Genomic DNA, 17,798 nt, shown 5'->3' with positions numbered 1-17,798 from the left:
GTCGACACGCTGACTACAGAGAGCCAGACCGCTGCGCCCCTGGGATACCAGGGGCGCAGTTTCATTTGACAGCCATCAACCTGTGCATCGGCAGGTCTGTACCTGCCCGGCTAATTTCACTGCACTCGGAGAGTGTCGGATCGCCCCGCGACGTGTAATGAGTCCGTGCAAAGGAGCTATCAACTCAGATCGTTCCTTTCATCGAACCGCAGGGATCCGGGTCGCGGGAGACGCCCATCCTCACCTGTTCGAACCATGCATGCAGCGCCCGCATAAAAAACGCGAGCGCCGAGATGTTACCGGCAACCCGCGTCGCGCACATTTCGCTCTATTAGATCTTGCCCAATCGGTTCCGCTCCTCGGATGTCAACGTGGCCCGTTGCGTGGCTCCGGGTTGACCGAACCCAAGAATCGACACCGCGTTCGACGAATCGTAGCCGACCTGCTGCTTGTGCTTCTTCGTACCGTCGCCGCCCGCATCGCCGAAGCCTTCGACCTGCACCGAGATCGTCCAGCGCCGCACCGCACCGCCTGACGCATTGTTCTTCGCGATATCCTGCGCCACCTGAGTGGCGGCCGATGCAGCAGCACTCGCGGCCGTCAACGCACCGGTATTCACCGCCTGCACGAGCGGGATGCCGGTCGCCTTACCGGTCACCTGAATGTTGTCGGCATTCACCACGCGCAGCGCAGCGACGTTCAAGTTGCCCGCACGAATCCCCGCATCGCCCGCATCGACCGTGCCACGAGGCGCGATCAGGTTGATCGTACCGATCGGCACGCCTGGCACGCTTTGCAACGTTGCAATGCCCGCGCCCGTAACCTGCCCGCGCGCGTCGACCGTGCAATAGTGGTTCGCGTCGCACACGTATTGCGGCGCCGGTGTGTCGGCCGACGACTTCGCACCCTTGCCCGCATTGATGTCGCCGTTCGAACTCCAGATCGTCATGTCGCCGCCCTGCTCGGTGAAGATCCGGCTCTGGGCGAGCAGCACGCTGCGATCCGTAAAGATGTTGATGTCACCCTTCTCGAGCGTGAGGACACCCATCATTCCGGGCCCGGCGATCGTCTTGCCGGTCGCACTGTCGACGATCTGAGGCGGTGCGGATGTACTCCCGATCAGCGCCTGGCCGCCCGGGCCAAGGATCGATACGTTGCCGCCCTGCTGGGTCTGGATGGTCGTACTGCGAATGTCCAGATCGCCCGTGTCGGTCAGCTTGTTCGCACCGTTGCTGCCGCCGCCGAGATTGTTGGCCGTGTAGCCGAGCGAAGCCGGGAACATTGTATTGAGCGCCTCGTAGCCGCGTGCGTATTTCTGATAGTACGGACTGGCGGGATTGTTGTAATCCTCGCCGACGCTGGTCAGAACCTTGAACAGCACCTGCTCGGCAAAGAGCTGCTGGACATACTGCGGCAGCGCCTTGAATTTCGACCACGCTTCGTCCGCGCTCAACGGCTTGATCGCCGGCTGATCGTTGACCAACCCCGTGTCGACCGAAAGCCCCGCCTCGTATTGCTCCATGAACGTAACGAGCGCGGGCGTCGCGCTGGACACGCCGGATACGGATCTTGCCGGATCGATATATGACGAGACAAACGTCGCGGTATCGATGCCCGGCCCGACACCGAACAACACATTGACGCTAGCGCTCTCGTGAGGCAAGTATGGGTTGTTTGCGTTGCCGATCGCGTTGATGCCAGTGGTCTTTCCGGCCGGGCTCGTCAGGGCGGACGAGACATCCAGCTGACTAGTCAGCGGGCCGATGTTTCGACCAGCCTGGATATCAAATGTCCCAGGGCCACCCAGCGCCAGCACTGGTATAACTGCGTCGACGTTATGTATGAGCGGCGTATCGTAGATATCTTGCCCTGCGACGATCCGCGTCACATCGGACTTGCGCAGGTTTTGCCCGAAAAGCGACAGGTTCACGATGTCACGCCCTGCCTGAACCAAAGCGGGCTTGTCTATCGCGACGGGCACTAGATTTCCGTAGAAACCGGCGTTAACATCGGCTGCCTGCAGAGCACCATCGACGATATCGCCATTCAGACTGTAGATCCGCGCCGGTACCGTGTCGTCACCATGCAACCCTGTGGAATTGTGCGCCGCCGCAGACGGATCCGTAGGATTGGCAACGATGACATTTGGTCGCGACGGCGACGGCATCGCGGACGGGTCGATGTCGAACATGCCGAACACCGCACGTCCGTCCCAACCCATTCCGTTGACACTCGACAGAGTGACCGATTGATCAGCGATCAGACTCAGATCGCCTGATGCAGACGGATAGAGCACGCCGCTGGCCGCCAGCGCGATGCCGCCAGTCAATGCAGTCACGTTCATCGATGCCGGCAGGACAGACGAAAAGTCGCCGCGCCCCGGTGCCTGGGATTCGGTCGAACCACCGCCGATCAGGCTGATGTTCGACAGCGTGCCGATCGCGACATCACCCGTCGTCGACACAATATTAACGGCGGACGTCGACGAATAGCCCTGCATGTCGGCCTGCTGCCTATATGCGTTCAACAGCGCAATGCTCTGCACATACGACGGATCGAACACGCGCCCGATGCTGACGCCTTGTCGCGCGCTTACGTCGAGCACGCCATCCTGTGTCGCCAGCAGCGTATCCATCGTGACGGCAGGCTGGCCGTCGACTGACGAAGGCACCGCAATGTCCGCCCCGATCTTCCCGCCCGCCGTGATCGTTCCGGTTCCCTTTGCGACGAAATAGCCGCCGCTCAGAATGTCCCCTCCGGCTCGCACCGACAGGTTGCCGCCGCCAACCGTATTGACCGTGGGATTGTCGGTATTGGCGCCGGTCAAATACCACGTGGTCGGCAGCGACACCGAAAGGTCGGAAATATTCCCGCCAGCCGACACGGACACGTTGCCACCCGCGCTCAACACGCCTTGATCGAATGCGCCGAAGTTGATCGACGTCTGTACGGTCTGCGACACGGGATTGGTCGCCCCTACCATCCCGGTCGGATTGCCGATCTGCATCCACTGCCACCAGAACGGGCTGATGTTGGCGCCTTGCCGCCCGGTCACCGTCCCATTCACGTCGGTCAGATACTCCGCGCCCTTGATATCGCCCTGCGCATGAATCGTGATATCGCCGGCCGAGTCCGGATTGACGGCGGACGTGACCAGAATATCCGGATTGTTGTTCAAGCCATGAATGATCGAAAGACCCGTGCCGGCCGGCGCCCCCGTCGCAGGCGCGCCGCCTGTGTAAATCACACCGGGAACGGTTATGTCAGGACTGTTCGGCTGAATCGAACTGCTGTCGAATAGCGCGATGTCATTGCCTGCCGCGATATCGATCGAACCGGTACCGGTGCGTATCATCGTCGGCGCCAGAATTGCCAGACCATTGCTGTCGACGAACGTCGTATGCCCGTCGAAAGTCACGCTCTTGTCGTTCGATCCGCTTCCTGCAGTCCGCGCCTGAAGCGCCAGCGGATTCGTGCTGTTCAGATCCGCCCCTGCCACTACGCGGAAGGAACTGCTCGGGCCGCCCGTCAGCGAAGCAGACACAAGCGGAATTGGAACGGTCGCAACCGACGTCGGAGATGGCGTATTGTCCGTCACTGCCGGCACGCTGATCGTCGTTGTTGCAATGACAGATACAGGCTGAACCTTTGGTGCATCGACGCTGGTTACCAGCGGCCATTGCTGATGCTGAACCACAAACTGTACAGAATCGGACAGATACTTCTGATACTGATTCAGATAGATCAGATAGGATCCAGGATTCGACGCCTGCTCGGCCACGGTCGGCGCAACCGGAGCCGTCGGCTGACCGGGCAGCATCGTGCTGGAGTTGGAGGCCCGAATCCCATAGATAATCTCGACGTTGGTGTCGTTCGGCGACCAGCCTGGTCCCAGCGCCGACGAAAGGCTCGTGGCGGTCTGGTCCAGGAAATTCGCGTACGCCGTATAAAGTGCATAGTATTCGGCAATTTCGTCTGGCGCACCTCCGATCGGTTGCCCGGGACCGGACGCCAGGCCATAGCTCGTCCAAAACGAAAGTGCGTACCCGTAATGCCCCGCCGACGCGCCATAAATCGTCTGCGCCGCAGCCAACGTCGACAACGGCGGCACCGGAATCGTCCCCCCGCCGCCCAGCGGATTCGCGATCTGGAAGAATCCGTCCGACAGGCTCGCCTTCACCTTCACGTTGTTCTCGGCGCGCAGCGTCACGACCGGCGCTTGCCCATCGAACCGGAACGCGAGATTCGTCGGCGATGTACCCGCGCCGAGGTTCCAGTTCGTCAGCACCTGAATATCGCCGCCGTTGATCGCCGAACTCGGGTTGTCGAGCTCGATCCCCGGCACGATGCGTGCGTTCGCGATGTTCTTGCCAGCAAACGGATCGACCAGCGTATCGAGCCCGTGCTGCACAAACCCCATTAGCGTTCCCGGCGCCGCCGTCGATGCATCGCCGTTCTGATATCCGTAGAAAGTCTGGTGATCCGTATTCGTGCCGCCGCTCACGGGCGCGAAGTACATGTTGTTCAACCCGCCGAAACCCATGTCCTTATCGCCGCCTTGAAGCTGCACCTGCGTGACAGTCGACGATACGCCCGTCGTCTGATTCGTCAGCGTGCCGCCGCCCGAACCGTCCGGCGCGAACGAGAACGTCGCCGGCGTGCCGGACGTCCCTTGTGCAGTGAACGTGCCGGCCAGCAGATGCCCGCTCTTGTCATACCACCCCGCCGGGTCGATGACGCCGTCGAAGTGCTGCGCGCCGGTCGTCGCGTCCGTCGTGCTCCATACCGCATACGCCTCGAGCGTCGTCGCGCGCGAGCCGACGATGCCCTTGCCGTCGTTGAACGTATCCGGCAGGTTGACCTTCACGCCGTTGTCGGCCAGTAGCGGCGCACGGAAATTCACCGTGCCGCCCGACAAACCGCCGGCAGTCCCGCCCGACACATCGATCAGCGCATTCGCGCCGAGCGTAATGGCGCCCGCGTTCGCACGCAGGATGTTCTCGTAACCATAGGTTGCGTTGTACGCGACCGAGTTGCCGTTCGCGTCGACGATCGTCGGATCGAACAATGCGGTCGTGCCGATGTTGACCTTGCCGCCGCGCTGGTTCGGATCGGAGCCGCGTGCCAGCAGCGAACCTTCGATGTCCACGCCGTTGCGGCCGTACAGGTCGATCTCACCGCCTGCCTTGCCGGACGCGTCGATCGTCCCGAGCACGTTCACGTTGCCGTTCGCCGTATCGGCCGAGCTTCCCGAACCGCCGTCGGCCGTCAGCAGCACCGAGTGCGCGGTCAGCGTGTTACCCGGCGACAGCGTCAGGTTGCCCGTCTTCGTGTGGACGGTGATCGCCTGGTTCACGCCGCTCGATGCCAGCGTCTTCGACAGCGCATCGAGGTCCGCAGCACCACCGGTATTCAGCGAGAACGCCCCGCCCGCATAACCGCTCGCCGCGCCGCCCTTGATCGTGCCGTTCAGGTTCACGACCTGTTGCGGCGCCGACAGCGAAAGACTGCCTGCCGCGCCACCGCCGCTGGCGCCGGAGAAATCGAGCGTCGAGCCCGCCTGCACGTCGACCGTGCCCGCATCGGCCGTCAACGCAATCGAACCGGCCGGCGCGTAGCGCGTCACGTCGAAGAACTGTTTCGACACGCCTGCCGCGCTGACCGTCGATCCGCCGCCGATCGTCAGGTTGCCGGTCGTCGCCTCGAGCGTCACGTTGCCGGCCGGCGCGCTGATCGTCGCACCGTTGTCGACGACGGTGCCGCCGGTGAAGGCCCATGCGCCGCCGACCGCGTCGCGCTTCAATGCCTTGCCCGACGCGCCGTTCAACGTCAGCGCGCCTGTCGTCTTCACGGTGGCGGCCGAGCTCGTATCGGCAAGGTAGACCGGCGCATTGAGCGTGACCGGCAATGCGCCGAAGTCGAACGTGCCGGTACCCTGGCCGACGATGCCGGCCGTCGCGTTCATCACCGCCGAGCCGAAGCCGCTGGCCGCCTTCGTGCCCGTGCCGAAGTCGATTTCCTTCGCATTGACCGTCAGCGTGCCGTTTCCGGCCGTCGTCGTGCCGGGCGCGGCGCCCATCTCGTTCGTGAACGCAACCTGCTGCGCATTCAGCGTGACGTGGCCGCCATCGCTCGTGAACCTGCCCGCACTCAGATCGACGCTGTTGCCGAACGTCGCGTTCACGTCGCCGACGAAACCGATCGCGCCGTAGCTGCGCAGCGTGACCTGCTGCGCGTTCGCGAACTGCGCGAGGCCGGCCGGATCGACGACGAAGCCCGGCAGGCTCGCCGCCGACGCGCCGCTCGCGTTGGTGAACGTGATCGCAGAGCCGTCCGCCGTGATCGCCTTGGCCGACAGCACGGCGGACGGATCGACCTTCAGGTCGCCGGACGAATCGAGCAGCAGCGCCTGTCCGCCCGCGAGCGTCGCGCCCGCGCCGACCGTCATCAATCCCTTGCCCGTGCCGCCAGTGCGCGACAGCGGCGCCATCGCGCCGTTCGACACGCGCAGCAACGCACCGTCGCCGGCGATCGCGATCGGCTGATCCTTGGCTGCCGGGTAATCGCCCTGCGCGGCGATCGACGCACTGGCATCGACGCGCAGCCCGTTTGCCGCGTTCGGATCGGTGCCGCTGCCGTCGGTCTTCGTGACGAGCAGGATCTCGGGACCCTTCAGCGTCGTGCTTCCGTCGTTGGACACGACGACGCTGTTCGCGATCGGCGTGATCGTGACGCCGCTCGTCGTCGCCGCGCGCGTGCCGCCGATCAACAGGCTGCCCGCATTCAGCGAATCGAGCGCGTCGCTGCCGATCTGCAGATAGCCGGGCAGCGCCGCGCTGCCGTTACCGGTGATCTGGATGTCCTGCGACGCGATGTCGACCTGGGCCGGCGCGCCGCCCGCACCGGCGGCCGCATTCAGCGTCGCGCCGAGCGACAGCGCCTTCGTCGCCGCCAGCACCAGTTGGCCGCCGTCCACCGGCAACGGCGGCGTCACGTTGCCCTTCGTCGCGGCGAGTTTCGTGAAATACGCGTTCGCGCCCGTCAGCGTGTATTGCGAGTACTGCTGCCACACATTGTTCGACTGCACGTTGAACAGCGTCGGCGTCGCGCTTCGGCTGCCGGTCAACGCGTCGGCGAAATAGCCGGCCGTCACGACCGTGCCGTCCTGCAGCACCTGGCTCGCGCCCGGCACGAGATTGCCGGCCGTGTTCGACACCGTGACGCGATACGCGCCCGGCAGCGTCGCGTACTTGCCCGGCAGCAGCGTGTAGTAGCCGGGCGCCAGCCCCGGCACGCCCGACAGATACACGGCCTTGCCGACCGGGTCGGTCAGGCTCGCCCGCCCGACGCCCATCGTCGCCGTCGCGGTCGTTGCCGTGCCGTTGTCATTGGTGGACGGTTGTATCGTCTGCGCGAGGGTCGGGTCATACGCCGCGACCGGTGACTGCTTGCCCGGCACGATCGCATAGACGTTCCCGGCTCCGACATTGATCGGTATGGCCGTCGCTCCCTTGCCGCTTGCATAGCTCACGTTGTATTGCGACAGCACGTCGCGCGTGCCGCCAGTGCCGGGCACCCACTCGATAGCCTGCAGGTCGCCGCCGCCGGACAGGTCAATCGTCGCGCCCTTGTCGAGCGCGACATTGCTGCCGTTCACGCCCACGTATTTCGCGGGCGGCGCGGTCAGGTCGGACGTCGTGTTGCCGGCAAGCGGATTGAACTGCCACTCGACTCCGTCGATCGTCGCGCCGTACGGAATGACCAAGCCGCCGTTCGAAACCGACGTCACGCTGCCGTTCACGAGCTTCACCGTATCCGTCGCGACGAGCGGCAACCCGGCAAACTGGGCCTGCGTCGCCGCATTCGACGGATCGCCCACGCCGAACACGATCGTGCCGGACGGCGCGCGCACCGTGCCGCCCTGCACGATGTTCGTCGCGTCCACGAGCAGCGCGCCACCCGCCGACAACGGCGTGCCCGACACGCCGTTCGACGCGAACGTGACCGTCGTCGGCACCGGTTTGCCCGTGGCCGAATCGGTCGGACCGACCGCGGCGACGACGAACGTGCTACCGGTCGACGGATACAGATCCGCCGCGTTGAACGTCAGGTTGCCCGGCGTATAAAGCATCCCCGGCGCGGTGCCAGTTGCGGACCCACCCGCGTTCGTCGAGCTCAGGCGTATATCGCCGCTGCTCGTGAAGTTCGCATGAGCGAAATTGTTGAGCTGGGCCTGGTTCTTCAGGTCGATAAAGGATGCGTTCACGTTCAGCGTCGCATCGGACAGTGCCGCGACCGGCTTGAACTGCTTCGACAGCGACTGGATGGGCGGCCCCGACAACGCGACGTACGGCGCATCGATCTCGACCGTCGTGCCCAGTGAAGGCTGCGGTTGCGCGAGCAAGCCGTCGACGGCGGCCGCGAGCGTCCCGTCGGCCTTGCGCGCCGGCGTTGATAGCAGCGACGACAGTTGCCCCATGCCGATGGCGGCGACGCGCCCCGTGTTCAACGTCACGGATTCCGGCAACGACAGCGTGACGTTGCCGGCAAACAGGATCGGTATTGATGGCGCACCGTTGGGCGGTATGCCGCTGCCCAATACCAGATTGGCGATGCCGGACCCGTCGAGCCGGTCCGCCGCGAACTGAAGGACGCCGCTCGACTGCCCGATCGGCAAGCCGGTGGTCGAATCGATCGCCGACGAGAAACTCTGCCCGGGCATCAGGCCCGCGGGCACGAATGTACCGTCTTGCCGCACCACGAGCGCGGTGGCGGTCGAACCGTTGCTATGCGGGTCCGCCTGGCGCGGCAGGATCGTCAGCGTGCCGCCCCGTGCCTGCACGGCGCCCGGACGCCCGGCCAGCGTCGCATCCACGAACAACCCGTTCGCCGCCGACAGCGTGATCGAGCCGGCGTCGCTCCACACCGGCTGCGACGCGTATGTGCCATTGGGCTGCAACTGGTCGAATGTCGCCGACGTGCCGGATACGTCGATCTTCGAACCCGACTGCGCGACCACGTAACCCGTATCGCTCGACATCGTGACCGAGCCGCCCGCGAGCACCTTGCCCGTGTTCGGCACGACCGCCGTCGCGCCGATCTTGACCGGCGCCGCAAGCGGATTGGCCACTGCCGTGCCCGATACGTCGAGCGAAGCATCCGCGCCGAGCCAGACCGACTGGCTCGCGCTCATGAAACCGGTGCTGAACTGCCCGGCCAGCGCGTTCGTGCCGTTCCCGTCCGCGCTCAGCGTGATCGACCCGCCCGGCGCGACGATGGAGCCGAGCACGGTAACCTGCGCCGGCGACCCAAGGCCGATGCTCGCGCCGGCATCCGCGTGAATCGATGCGCCTTCCGACAGCGTGACTGCGCCGGTGACGCCCGGATACGACGGCGTGGTGGCAAGCTGGCCCTGCCGCCACGACGTATCGTTGCCGGCCGTCAGGACGAGACCCGTTGCCTGCCGGTGATACGCATCGAGCTGCCCGATCGTGGTCAGGCCGCCCGCCGCCAGGTTTGCACCCGTGGCCGCCTGCTGAAGTGCAAACATGTCCGGAATACGATTCAATTGCGTGACGGCAACCGACGCGCCGGGCGCGACCGTCGTGTCGTAGAACGCATTCAGCACATACTTGCCGAAGCCCTGCCGTGCAAAGAAGGTTTCCGGAAGATAGACGTCCCAGGGCGACGCGGCGGCTTCAGCGCCGCCGATCCGGAATCCGAGCGCCTGCAGCGTCAGCGTGCCGCCGCCCGAAAACCCTTCGCTCAGGATCGTGCCGCCCAGTGCGATCGTGCCGGCCGTCGGCTGTACGCTGGGCAAGGTCGGCGCGCCGTCCGACCCGCCAAACTGTTTCAGCGGCGTCGCGGAATACGCCTGCAACGTCACATTTCCGCCGCGTCCGGCAGGCACGCCGTTCTGCATCAGCAGTTGGCCGTTGGACAGCATCTCGCCGCCGCTCGATACGTCCAGTACGCTGCCGGGCTGCAGCAGCACCGAACCCGAGGTGTCGCCCACCAGCCCGCCGCCGATGACGTTCGATCCGAGCAGCGCGGAGAGCGTGATGCTGCCGCCGTTGATGAACTGGCTGTTGCCCGGCGTCGTACCGGGCGCCGCCTGCACGTCGTTGTTTACCCACTGCCCCGCGGCACTGATCACGCCCTGCGGGCCGACGATCACGTTGCCGCCGCTCGTGATCGAAATCACCCCCGACGGCACGGACAGGCGGCCGGCCACGTTGACGTCGGTACCGGCCACCGGGCTATTGATGGTGATGGAGCCGCCTGGCTGCAGGTTCAGCTGCGTGCCTTGCGGCACCACGACGCCCTTGCCGCCCGCCTTGTCCTCGGTCACGTTCAGGTTCGCGAAGCCGCCGTTGTTCAACGTCGCGACCGGCACCACGGTGGTCGTGAGCACATTGCGCGGATCGGTCGCGGGCAGCGCCTGCAGCGCCGTCTGGTCGAGCGGCGTATCGATCGAGAAACCCGGCGCGATGTCGGCAAGCTGCGGCGCCTTGTCCTGCAGCACGACCAGGCCCGCGGTGCCCGACGCAACCTCGTTGTTGTTCGACGTCAGGTGCACCAGCGCGGCGCCGTCGAGTTTCGGATCGGCGCCGAGGTTGAACGTCCCGCCGCTCGGCAGGCTGTTGCCCTGCATCTGTTTCGCGCCGCCGAATGCCTGCGCGCTGATGTCGCCGTCGAGCACTGTGGACTGCAGCCCATAAATATCGAGCGTGCCCGCGTTGCCGCCGACGATGTAGTCGCCCTGATACGTGCCCGCCGTCTGCAGCGGGTTGTACCAGGACTTCGTCACGCCCCAGCGTGGGTGAGATTCGGTGAACTGGCCCGCGACGCCGACGTAGGTGTCGTACGGGCTCGCCTTGTCGATCGGCACGATGGCGCCGTTGGCATCGACCAGCCGCGTCGTGTTGACGATCCCGCCATCGACGTGCACGTAGCCGCCGTTCAGGTTCATCGACGAACCGGTCGCGGTCATCACCTCGTTGCCCGACAACATGATCGAACCGCCGTTGGTCAGCAGTTGGTCGACGGTGCGCGGAATCAGGTTCACATAGCCCGACAGGTTCAGGATCGGGCTGCCGACCCACGACACGCCGTCGCTGCGCGTGCCCGTCAGCGTGCTGTCGAACACGAGATTCTTGTAGCCGAACAGAAACCCGTTGCGCAGCAGCGGCGAATCGGCGAGTTCGTTCTGGCCGATGCGGTCGACCGTCACGAGCGTCTGCGCGATCGGCACCTCGACGTTCGCGAGACCCGACACGTCGATCGTCGCGCCGCTGTCGACATAGATCCGGCCCGGCACGGCGGTCTGGCCGGCCGGCGCCTGGGCGCCCGATGCCGACGGCGCGAGCGCCCCGACCGATACCTTCGAACCGGGTGCCTCGATCAGCGAGCCGCCCTGGAACCATACCGAGCCGGCCGTCATGCCGATGCCGCCCGGCGTGAAGGTCGCGCCGGGCGTCGACGGCGTCGTCTGGCCATTGCCGTCCGGCATCACCGTCGTCACCGAATCGGGGCCGAAGCTCAGCAGGCCGGCGCGGTGCGTGTCATTAGCGCCACCGGTGCTGTCCGTCGTCTGAAGCCCCTGCCCGAGATAGGCCACTCCGTTCGGATTGTTCGACTGATATTCGTCGACCGTGGAAATCGTGATCGCGCCGGGCGAGTTGACGCTCGTCGTCACGCCCACCACCCCGTTCTGCGCGACGCGGCTGCCGAGCAGGTTCACGTTGCCTCGCGCGGCCTCCACGATGCCGGTATTGGTCAGCGTGCCGGCCGGCGTGATGTCGGTCATTTGGCCGTTCGAGCCGAGCAGCGTGATCTTGCCGCTCAGCTCTGGGAGCAGCACCTGCGGATTCGTCGTGGCGCCGCTGTTGGGTCGCAGGCTTACGCCGACACCTGCCGCCAGCACCACCTGCCCATCCGTCGCCTTGATATGTCCCGCGTTGGTCACGTTCGGCGCCGCGATCATCACGAAGCCGCCATCGCTCACATTGCCGTTCGCGTGCGTGGTGATCGATGCGCCTTGCTCGATGGTGACATCACCCCACGGCTGATACTGGCCGGCAGACGTGAGATTGACCTGGTTGCCCAGGCCGAGCACCTCGTTCGGAACCCGGCTGTTGCCGTTCACCCCGGCCGAACTGCCCGACTCCGCATACGCGAGCCCGCCCGTCGTCCCGGCCGGCAGGCTCAGGAACTGCTTGTTGCTCGCGACGATCCCGGCGGCATCCTGCGCGAGGCTGCTGTCCGTCACAACCGGGACCTTGTTGACCAGGGTCTGGTTGTAATTGTTCATGTTCAGCACGTCGAGCGACGACGCCACCAGCGAATGCACGTTCACCTGCGACCCGGCGCCGAACAGCACGCCGTTCCGGTTGATTACATACACCGCGCCCTGCGCCGTGATGTTTCCGAGAATCTGGCTCGGCCGTCCGCTCGGATCGTTGATCCGGTTCAGCACGGCCCAGTTGTTCGCGCCGTTCGTCTGCGTGCCGCCCGACTGGTCGAAGTTCAGCGTGGTCTGCCGGCCGACGTTCATCGTCTCCCACGTCAGCACCGCGTTCTGCCCGGTCTGCTTCACGTCGACGTTCACGTGGCCGCTCGCGTCGGTGTTCTGCGTCGGCGCATTCGCGTTGAACCACAGCACCGGATTGTTCGTATCGCCCGACGCGCCCGCCGCCACCTGCAGCCCGCCCGGCGCCAGCCCGTTCGGCACGGTCGACGGCAGCTTCGCCGCGGCCGCCGCCGCATTCTGCTGCGCGGCGATCTGCGCGGCGATCGCGTGCGCGGCATAGCCGAGGTTGCGGATCGACGGCTGGCTCGCCTGCAGCGCCTGCTGCGGCGACACGCCGAGATTCGGCACGCCCGGCATGCCGGCGGCGCCGCCCGCGCCGCCACCGGACACACGTGCGACCTGCCCGAGGTTCATGATGCCGGCCCCGTGCGCATGCGCCGACACGCCCGCCGCGAGCATCAGCACGACCGCCCGGTAAAGCGGGCTCAGCTCCGATTTCAGGACCGACCGCGAGGCCGTTGCGCGAAGTTGCCGTTCCGTACGTGCGCGTGCTGCCATTCTTGCCACCCCGATGCTAGGAATTTGCGCGCGGCGCCGGTCCGGCACCGCACATGTCGTTGCGCCCGAAACGGGCCGCTGGAATCCGAAGACCATACGAAGCGCGAATGGCAGCGACGTGGCGACTGTTACGGACCATTCCGGCCGCCGTGAAAAGGTCCGTAGCTTTTGTCATGGAAGGCCGGTCACGCCGCCGCGGGGCGGTCGCGGCGTGCCTTGCCGAGCGCGTCGACCACGCGGCCGATGACCGCCGGCCAGTCTCCCGGCCGCGTCTGCCGGAACAGCGTCGCGGCCGGATACCACGGGCTGTCGTCGCGTTCGAGCAGCCAGCGCCAGTCCGGCACGCGCGGCAGCAGCACCCAGACCGGCCGCCCGAGCGCGCCGGCCAGATGCGCGACCGACGTGTCGACGCTGATCACGAGATCCAGCGTGTCGACCAGCGCCGCCGTTTCGGAGAAGTCGTGCAACGCGTCCGCGAACGACAGCACGCCGCTCGCGGCGAACGCGTCGGCATCGCGCGCGCGAACCTGCGACTGCAGGCTCACGAACGTCGCGTCGAGCGCGTCGCTCGCGACGAGCGGTGCGAGCATGGCGAACGGTATCGAGCGGTTCTCGTCGTTCGAGTGGCGCGGGTTGCCGGACCACGCGAGCCCGACGCGCAACCGGCCCGGCGGCGCGATCGCGTCGATGCGCCGTGCCCACGCGGCACGCCGCGACACATCGGCGCGCAAGTACGGTACGTCGGCCGGCACCGTATCGAGCGTCGTGCGGAACGCGTACGGCAGGCTCATCAGCGGACAGTGCAGGTCGAACGCCGGCATAGGCTGCCCTTCGGTGACGACGCGGCTCACGCCGCGCAGCGTGCCGAGCAGCTCGCCGAGCGCGGCCGGCGCCTCGACGATCACGGTCGCGCCCGCGTCGTGCGCCAGGTTCGCGTAGCGGCAGAACTGCAGCGTGTCGCCATAACCCTGCTCCGCATGCAGCAGCAGCGTGCGACCCGCGAGCGGTTCGTCGCCGGTCCATCGCGGCCGGTCCGCATGACGCCGGTGCAGCATCACGTCGGCCGCCTCCCAGCGCGCCTCGTGCTGCCGCCAGCCCGCGTCGAAATCGCCCGTCAGCAGCCGGCAGAACGCCTCCGAGCGGCGCGCGGCGCCATGATTCGGATCGCGCCGGCATGCGTCGGCGTAATCGGTCAGCGCCGCGTCGTCGGCGCCGAGGTGCTGGCGTGCAAGCGCACGCGTGAACAAAGCCTGCGCCGTGTCCGCCGGCGCGGCCGCCGCCGCCGCGTGGCTCGCGAGCGCGTCGTCGTAGCGGCCGAGCTGCTGCAGCGCGAGCGCGCGGTTGTAATGCAGTTCCGCGTGCGGGCCCGTCAGCGCCAGCGCCGCGTCGTAATCGGCGAGCGCGTCGTCGAACCGGCCGAGCGCGCGCAGCGCAGCCGCGCGATTGCGGCGCGCGTCGATATCGCCGGGATTGCGTGCCAGCGCTTCGGCATACGCCTGCGCGGCTTCCGCGTGACGTTCGAGCCCGAGCAGCGCGTTGCCGCGCCCGACCCACGCGGCGACGTTGCCGCGATTCAGCGCGAGCAGCCGGTCGCAGCGCTTCAGCAATTCGTCGCGGGCATGTAGCAAATCCAGCGCAACGCAACTCGCGTACAGCAACTGCTCGTCCTTCGGCAGACGTGCGAGCCCTTCGTCGAGACACGCGAGCGCGTCGGCCGGGCGACCCAGTTCGGTCATCACGACGCCGCACGCGTAGACGAGCTCCGGCGTCTTGCCGCGCACGACCATCGCGAGCTGATAGCTGTGCAGCGCCTGCTCGCGATGGCCGAGCGCGCGCAGCGCATGCCCGCGCTCGATGTTCGCGGTCGCATCGTTCGGGTCGATCCGCAACGCGCGCTCGATGCTGATCAGCGCGTCAGCGGGCCGCTCGAGCCGGCGCAACGTCTCGCCGCGCTTGCGCCACGCCATTGCATGCGCCGGTTCGCGCACGAGCGCCCGATCGTAAGTGGCCAACGCCGCGTCGTATTGCCCGAGCGCAAGCAGCGCATCGCCGCGCGCCGCATGCGACGGCGCATGGTCCGGATCGGCCGCGAGTGCGCGATCGGCGAGCGCGAGTGCGTCGCGATGACGGCCGACACCGGTCAGTGCCGCCGCGTGGTTCGCCAGATTCCACGGCTGGGTCAATCCGAGCGTCATCGAGCGCGCGATCAGCGGCTCGGCCCGTGCGGGATCGCCGAGCTGCAGGTGCACGAGGCCCAGCAGGTGCAGCGCCTCGACATGATCGGGCGCCATCGCCAGCACGCCTTCGTAGAGCCGTCCGGCCCCGGCGAAGTCGCGCTGTTCGAGACGCGTGCGCGCCTGGCGCAGCGCATCGGCGAGCACCGCTTGCAGCGGCACGGCCGCAGCGCCCGGTACGGCGCCCGCCAGCGGCGCAGCCGCGCGGCGCGCACTCATTGCGCGCCTCCGCCGACGAGCATTGGCAACCCGGCCGCGATCCGCTCGACGACGGGCGCCCACTGCCCGCCCTCGGGCTGGCGGAACAGCCGCGCCGACGGATACCACGGGCTGTCGTCGCGTTCGAGCAGCCAGCGGAAATCGGGCGTATGGGGAATCATCAGCGCAAGCGGCCGGCCGAGCGCGCCGGCAAGGTGCGCGACGGACGTATCGACGCTGACGATGCCGTCCATCAGCGCAGTCAGCGCCGCCGTATCGGCGAAGTCGGCAAGGTCGTCGCCGACGAAGCGCACCGCGCTCGCGTCGAGCACCGGACGGTCCTCGTCGCGGACCACCTTCTGCAGGCTGATCCACTCGTAACGGTCGTCGAACAGCGGCAGCAGATCCGCGAGCGTCATCGAGCGGTTGCGGTCGTTCAGGTGCAGCGGGTTGCCGGACCACACGAGGCCGATACGCGGCCGCGTCGCGGCGCCAAGCCGTTCGCGCCATTGCGCGACACGTACGGGGTCGGCCGCGAGATACGGCACGCCGGCGGGAATCGACGCCAGGTCCGTGCGGAATTCGAGCGGCAGGCTCAGCAGCGGGCAATGCAGGTCGAACGGCGGCAGCGGCTCGCCGCGCGCGACGAGCGTATCGACGCCGTCGAGCGTCGCGAACAGCGTCTTCAGTTCGACCGGCGCTTCGAGCACGATGCGCGCGCCGAGCGCTTTCACGAGCGGGACATAGCGGCAGAACTGCAGCGTGTCGCCGAGCCCCTGTTCCGGGTACAGCAGGATCGTCTTGCCGTCGAGCGGCATCCCGTGCGTCCAGCGCGGCTGCGCGAACGTGCGCCGGCTCGCATCGAGCTGCGTGTCGCGCCAGCGCCATTCGTACTCGGCCCAGCCGGCTTCGAAATCGCCGATCGACAAACACAGGAACGCGCGCATGCAGTGCGCGAGCACGTAGTCGGGATCGATATCGATCGCATCCGCATACGCCTGCCGCGCGGCATCGTGGTGCCGCAACGCGCGCAACGCATTGCCCTTGTGAAAGTGCGCGAGCTTGTCGTGTGGCGTCGCGTCGATCACGCGCGCGAAGTCGTCGAGCGCGGCCGCGTAGCGGTGCGTCTCGAGCTGCACGCGGCCGCGCGTGAACCAGGCGGGCACGTAGCCGGCGTCGAGCGCCAGCGCGCGGTCGCACATGTCGCGCGCATCGTCGTGACGCTCGACGCGCATCAGCGCGCTCGCGTAGTTGCACAGCACGCCGGGGCTGCGCGGTTCCACGTCGAGCGCGCGCGCATAGCTGTCGACCGCGTCGCGATAGCGCTCCAGGTGGCTGGCCGCATTGCCGCGGTTCGCGAGCGCCCGCGCGTGGCGCGGATCGATCGCGAGCACGCGGTCGCAGCGCACGAGCGCCTCGTCGTGCCGGCCGAGCTGTTCGAGCGCGATCGAGCTGTTGAAGATCGCATCGACGAAGGTCGGGCTCGCCGCGATCGCCGCATTGAAATCCGCCAGCGCGCGTTCCGGATCGCTCAGGTCGAGATACGCGACGCCGCGCAGGAACAGCACATCGATGCTGCCCGGTTTCTGTGCGAGCGCGTAGCCGTAACTGTCGACCGCCTCGCGAAAGCGGCCGAGTTCGCGCAGCGCGAGGCCACGCGCGCGCATCGCGTCGAACGAACGCCCGGCCAGCGCGATCGACCGGTCGCAATCGGCGAGCGCGTCGTCGTGACGGCCGAGCGCGCGCAGCATGTCGCTGCGCTTCACATAGCCGTCGGCAAAACCGGGCGTCAATTCGAGCAGCCGATCGTAGACCGCGCACGCATCGTCGTACCGCGCGAGTTGCGCGAGCAGGCCCGCGCGCTGGAACAGCACGCGCTGATGGACCGGATTGATCGCGAGTGCTTCGTCGAGCCGCGTGAGCGCGTCGTGCTCGCGCCCGAGCCCCGTCAGCACCGCCGCATAATTCGCGAGCGCGAGCGGCACCGGCCGGCGCTCGATCGAGCGCCGCATCAGCGGCTCGGCATCGTCGAGGCGCCCTTGCTGGAATCGCACCGCGCCGAGCAGGTGCAGCGCCTCCGGATGCTCGGGATCGAGCGTCAGCAATTCGGTATACGCGTGTTCCGCATGCTGCAGCGCGCCGTCGTGGTGTGCCTTGCGCGCGCGCAGGAGCAGCCGTTCGAGTTGCGCGGTGTCGGGCGGACGGCGATCCGGCGCGACCGGCGCGCTCGCGAGTGTCGTCCCTTCCCCGTTCGGTGTCATCGTGTGGCCCCCACT

3 protein-coding genes are annotated in these 17,798 nt (G+C 67.0%); all 3 read right to left on the bottom strand.

Going from position 1 to position 17,798, the window contains the following annotated elements; all coding sequences use genetic code 11:
• Window positions 1-331: 331 nt before the first annotated feature.
• Window positions 332-13,090: a filamentous haemagglutinin family protein gene (locus DIE03_RS01360; protein WP_124446722.1), complete on the bottom strand. Its 12,759-nt coding sequence runs from the start codon at window positions 13,088-13,090 to the stop codon at window positions 332-334.
• Between the two features lie 185 nt (window positions 13,091-13,275).
• Window positions 13,276-15,543, bottom strand: a complete 2,268-nt coding sequence (locus DIE03_RS01355; RefSeq protein ID WP_124446720.1) for a tetratricopeptide repeat protein — start codon at window positions 15,541-15,543, stop codon at window positions 13,276-13,278.
• A complete protein-coding gene (locus DIE03_RS01350) occupies window positions 15,540-17,783 on the bottom strand; it encodes a tetratricopeptide repeat protein (protein WP_124446718.1) in 2,244 nt (747 codons plus the stop codon). Before DIE03_RS01350 ends, DIE03_RS01355 begins: the two co-directional genes overlap by 4 nt.
• Window positions 17,784-17,798: the final 15 nt, after the last annotated feature.

It is taken from the genome of Burkholderia sp. Bp8992, assembly GCF_003853705.1.
GTDB lineage: Bacteria > Pseudomonadota > Gammaproteobacteria > Burkholderiales > Burkholderiaceae > Burkholderia.
Note: the sequence above shows the minus strand (reverse complement) of the source record. Positions and strands in the feature narration are given on the sequence as shown.

Coding starts and splice junctions, on each gene's coding strand:
- DIE03_RS01360 (WP_124446722.1), bottom strand. CDS start 13,090: ATGGCAGCACGCGCACGTACGGAACGGCAACTTCGCGCAACGGCCTCG.
- DIE03_RS01355 (WP_124446720.1), bottom strand. CDS start 15,543: ATGAGTGCGCGCCGCGCGGCTGCGCCGCTGGCGGGCGCCGTACCGGGC.
- DIE03_RS01350 (WP_124446718.1), bottom strand. CDS start 17,783: ATGACACCGAACGGGGAAGGGACGACACTCGCGAGCGCGCCGGTCGCG.